Genomic DNA, 3,779 nt, shown 5'->3' on the forward strand with positions numbered 1-3,779 from the left:
TTCATTTTAATCACGACTGACACAGTGCGATAGAAAGGTTATTTCTGTCTCACTGTGTTCTTTTTTGAGACGGCAATTCCCTGGATACTCAATTAATCGAGGTGCCCTAGCATTTGGTTTCGCTTGTCTTTTAGCAATCCCTTAGCCTTCGTTATTTTGGCATAGTCCCGCTGCCAGAGCGATACGACTGATGCAGGTACATCCACGGTAATGAACTCTTCATTTTGATCAATTAAATATTGTTTAGGGATTTTAATGATGGGCATTGCTTTTGCTCTTGAGTGATTATCCTCAATCTTAATTGATTACCCCTAGGCTGTACCAGATTAAGCCGATTCATCAGTCTGGACTTTTGTACCTGATTGCCTAATACCAAAACGTTATGAAGTCGGATAAACCCTAAAGAACTGAAACCCTTGATTCATAGGCTTTCCATGCCCTGGGTTATGCTCATCCTCATGTCTGATTGGTATAACACATCTCCAATGTAGGTTGGGTGCAGCGAAGCTGCACCCAACCTACATTGGAGATTTGGGGCTTGACCAGCTTCCCGCATCACAAGCACTTACCTAACGATGTCATTGCCGTTGACAAGCCAGCGTTAATCGAGGTTTTGCGCGAAGCCAGCCGCTATTCAGACGACAAGGTGTAAAGGCAAGACGCCGAAATTTCATGGATGTGGTGACGGTACCCCAATCGGCGATGGCCCCATTGCGCCCAGACGACATTCTGACGGTGAGATCGCGGCTGGAGGCGGTTTGATAATTTGTGTCAGCTTTGTGTGATGTGCCCCTGACCGACCCCGGCCCCACCCCCAGATCAGCGAAACCTAAGCTGGGCCTATCTCCAGGTACCCTCCAACGGGACGGGTTGCACCCAAAACCCATCCGACGGGGGAATTCCTTAACAATTTCTGTCATCGGATGGCTTGCCGCTGGCTCCTGGTCTACAGTTGAGGGAAATTCTCTCGTTTGGTGGGGTCGATGCTGTAGGTGCGGTACATCGTGAAATAGCGGCTGTGGGATGACTTAGGAGAAAAAACGTTGTGGAAATTAGCATCAACATCCCAGAGGATTTAGCCCTACGGCTCACGCCCGTGTCCCAGCAATTGCCACAAATCTTGGAACTGGGACTCCGGGAATGGTCAACCCTGGAGCAACCTGGGTTTTCTGGGTTGGCGGATGTCCTGGAGTTTCTAGCGGCCCTACCCTCTGCCGAGGAAATCCTAGCTCTAAAACCGACAGCGGCTCTTCAACAACAGGTGGAGGAGCTATTGGTTAAAACTCAAACGGTCGGGTTGACTGAGACCGAAGAATGCTGGTGGCAACACTATGAATATGTCGAGCATCTGGTTCGGATGGCTAAGACCAGGGCTTTGGTTAAATTAAGCCACTTGGGTGATGAGTAAGACCTATATCCCAGCCGATCTGAGAAGGTTGGTGCGAGACCGAGCTAAGGATACTTGTGAGTATTGCCTCATCCCTGAACAGGTGGCACTTGTGCCCCATCAAGTCGATCATGTGATTGCCGAAAAGCATGGTGGGCAAACCAACGAGGCAAATTTGGCCTTAGCCTGCGCCCTTTGCAACAAGTACAAGGGGAGTGACTTGGCCTCTGTGGATACGGCGACGGGAGAGATTGTTCGGTTATATCAGCCTCGGTGTGATCGCTGGAGTGAGCATTTTCGGCTTGTGGATGGTGAAATGGTACCCACAACCGCTATTGGGCGAGTCACCATCAAGCTATTGCAACTCAATCGACCCACCAGAATTTTGGAACGGCGCTTGTGTGTCAGTGCTGGAATCCTGAATATTCCGAACTAATTCAAAATGTCAGCCTGGGCTATTCAGTTTGTGCTATCAAAGGGGGAGACCTACGCGGAAGAGCCATCTAGTCCATCATCATTCCCGATGCCAAACTGACTCAATACCTATTAGTGCCCCGGCCAGAGGACGACAAATCTAAATTTCTGGCCCAAGCTGGATTTACCCAGGAAAATCCCGACCAGCTTAAACAAGCTATCCTCAGCCCGGTTCAGACCTATGATGCCGTTTCAGACCGTCAAGATAAATACGGAACCTACTATCGGGTTGAAGGCCCAATCCTTGGCCCCCAGGGTGCTCTGCTTGTTGTTACAGTGTGGATAGAACGTGCTAAAGACAACATTATCCAGTTCGTCACGCTCAAACCCAAGCGATGAAAAACTCTGAAATTCCACTATATAGCCGTGTTTCCCTGAATCGAGACTTCCCGGAGTACCACCGACCGCAGGGCGACATTGCCACCTTTATTGATACCGTCCCGGCCCCAGACGATGGTGAAGATGGCTGCATTCTGGAGGTCTTTAACGCCCTCGGCGAATCGGTGGATGTGGTGACGGTACCCCAATCGGCGATTGACCCGTTGCGCCCAGACGAAATTCTCACTGTGAGATCGCGGCTAGAGGCGGTTCGATAATTTGCGTCCGTCATTCGCACCATGGGGCTTCCGGGGAATATTCCACAAAAAGGAGGGGATACACAGCGGTATCCTCGATTCTGAGCCAGACCATGATTTGTCAGACCGTTTTGGGTGTGGTGCATTGCTTCACGAATGCACCCTACAACTAAAACCCAATTCGCTTCAGGAAAATCGCTTTGCCTTTTTCCCATGCAAGTTTTGCGCTGGCATCTGTAAATCTAAAAAATGGCTTGGTAGCCTCAAAGGGCTGAATACCAAGAGAGGTGACAGAGTACTTTTTCTCTAGTTCTATATTTTTAGGAAGACGCTGAATACCTAATGTAGAAGCAGAGATATTCTTAATCCAAAACTCATTGCAAAAGAGAGGTGCTTTATCAAAGAACGCAACGTAAAGCTCTTCACCTTGTTGAAAGAATTTCATTTCATGAACGTAAGCCATAGCTACTCCAAGATCTACTAGAAATCGTCATCGGTCATAAGTATTAGCTTTCACAGTCAGCAGTTGCTTGTTGGGTAACGTGATCGCGTCACCCAACAAAGTCAGAACTAACTATCACTGTGTTTCATGAATTGGTTTCAAAAGGAAATTCATGCAGGAGAAAGAGAGAAGCTTCCTCCTTCCCCCTCCCCTTCGTTCTTCCACTCATCAATGAAAGTCAGGATTGCGTTACCAAGTAGGAACATGGTAACGCCATTCACAGTACCACCAACAATGCTACCTACCGCAGGAATAATCTTGGCAGTTTTGACAACATTTTTACTGAAAAGTTTAGAGGCTATCTTGAGTGCAAATCGTTCATTCATTCTCATTATCACCCTAAATGATTTAGGCAAAAATGCTTTCTGAAGAGCCTTGACAGAATAGAGTCCTAGGTATTTTGATAGCTTTCTCACAGAAATCCCAGACGCTGCCGATACAATCAAAACCCACTTTGATTCATCAGCCGTATCAAAGTCATTAATGGTGAAAAGTGTAGATGAAAGTTTGACTTGAGAATATACAGCATCGACAACATCTGCTGGAATACCAAAGATTCCGGCAAAACCAGTTACTATTCCCGTCCCTATTGACCATAGCGTTGACACATGAATTGCATTTGTGGAAATTTTTCTCTTGTCACGCTTGTCCTGAGCTTCATCTAGAAGCTGTAATCCCCATTCTCGACCGTCTTGAATAGCCCTTTCTATAATATTAATAAGAAGGGGAATCTTATACCAATCCGGCATGAAGTTGAGCATAATAGGGGATGACGTTTGAGAGGGTAGAGAGGATGGCCCGCCCCTTCGTGATTGAGGTTGCTGAAAGCGAAACCTTTCTG

Annotated in this window: 6 protein-coding genes; 4 read left to right on the top strand and 2 right to left on the bottom strand. The window is 47.3% G+C overall.

All coding sequences use genetic code 11. The annotated features are described in order from the left end of the window. The first annotated feature begins 1,045 nt into the window (after positions 1-1,045). The 4 genes from H6G62_RS28165 (at position 1,046) to H6G62_RS26215 (ending at position 2,457) form a co-directional block, all read left to right on the top strand. Entirely contained in the window at positions 1,046-1,408 is a 363-nt protein-coding gene (locus H6G62_RS28165) for a hypothetical protein (protein ID WP_190500673.1), read from the top strand. Beyond that, positions 1,401-1,823 carry an HNH endonuclease signature motif containing protein gene (locus H6G62_RS26210; protein ID WP_190500675.1) on the top strand — a complete coding sequence of 141 codons (423 nt, stop codon included), beginning with the start codon at positions 1,401-1,403 and terminating at the stop codon, positions 1,821-1,823. The genes H6G62_RS28165 and H6G62_RS26210 overlap by 8 nt, the downstream gene beginning before the upstream one ends. A gap of 80 nt (positions 1,824-1,903) precedes the next feature. Next, complete coding sequence (locus H6G62_RS28720) at positions 1,904-2,200, top strand: DUF6883 domain-containing protein (protein WP_347239431.1); 297 nt, start codon at positions 1,904-1,906, stop codon at positions 2,198-2,200. Beyond that, positions 2,197-2,457, top strand: a complete 261-nt coding sequence (locus H6G62_RS26215) for a DUF4926 domain-containing protein (protein WP_190500677.1) — start codon at positions 2,197-2,199, stop codon at positions 2,455-2,457. Before H6G62_RS28720 ends, H6G62_RS26215 begins: the two co-directional genes overlap by 4 nt. 148 nt (positions 2,458-2,605) lie before the next feature. Here H6G62_RS26215 and H6G62_RS26220 read toward each other — a convergent pair whose 3' ends face one another. Both H6G62_RS26220 and H6G62_RS26225 read right to left on the bottom strand, forming a co-directional pair. Beyond that, positions 2,606-2,899, bottom strand: coding sequence for a hypothetical protein (locus H6G62_RS26220; RefSeq protein WP_190500680.1), 294 nt, complete (start codon positions 2,897-2,899; stop codon positions 2,606-2,608). 149 nt (positions 2,900-3,048) lie between these two features. After that, positions 3,049-3,779, bottom strand: a 731-nt coding sequence (locus H6G62_RS26225; RefSeq protein WP_206755663.1) for a hypothetical protein, incomplete at its 5' end; no start/stop codon positions are given.

Origin of the sequence: Phormidium sp. FACHB-1136 (assembly GCF_014697375.1) — a bacterium.
Lineage (GTDB): Bacteria > Cyanobacteriota > Cyanobacteriia > Phormidesmidales > Phormidesmidaceae > Nodosilinea.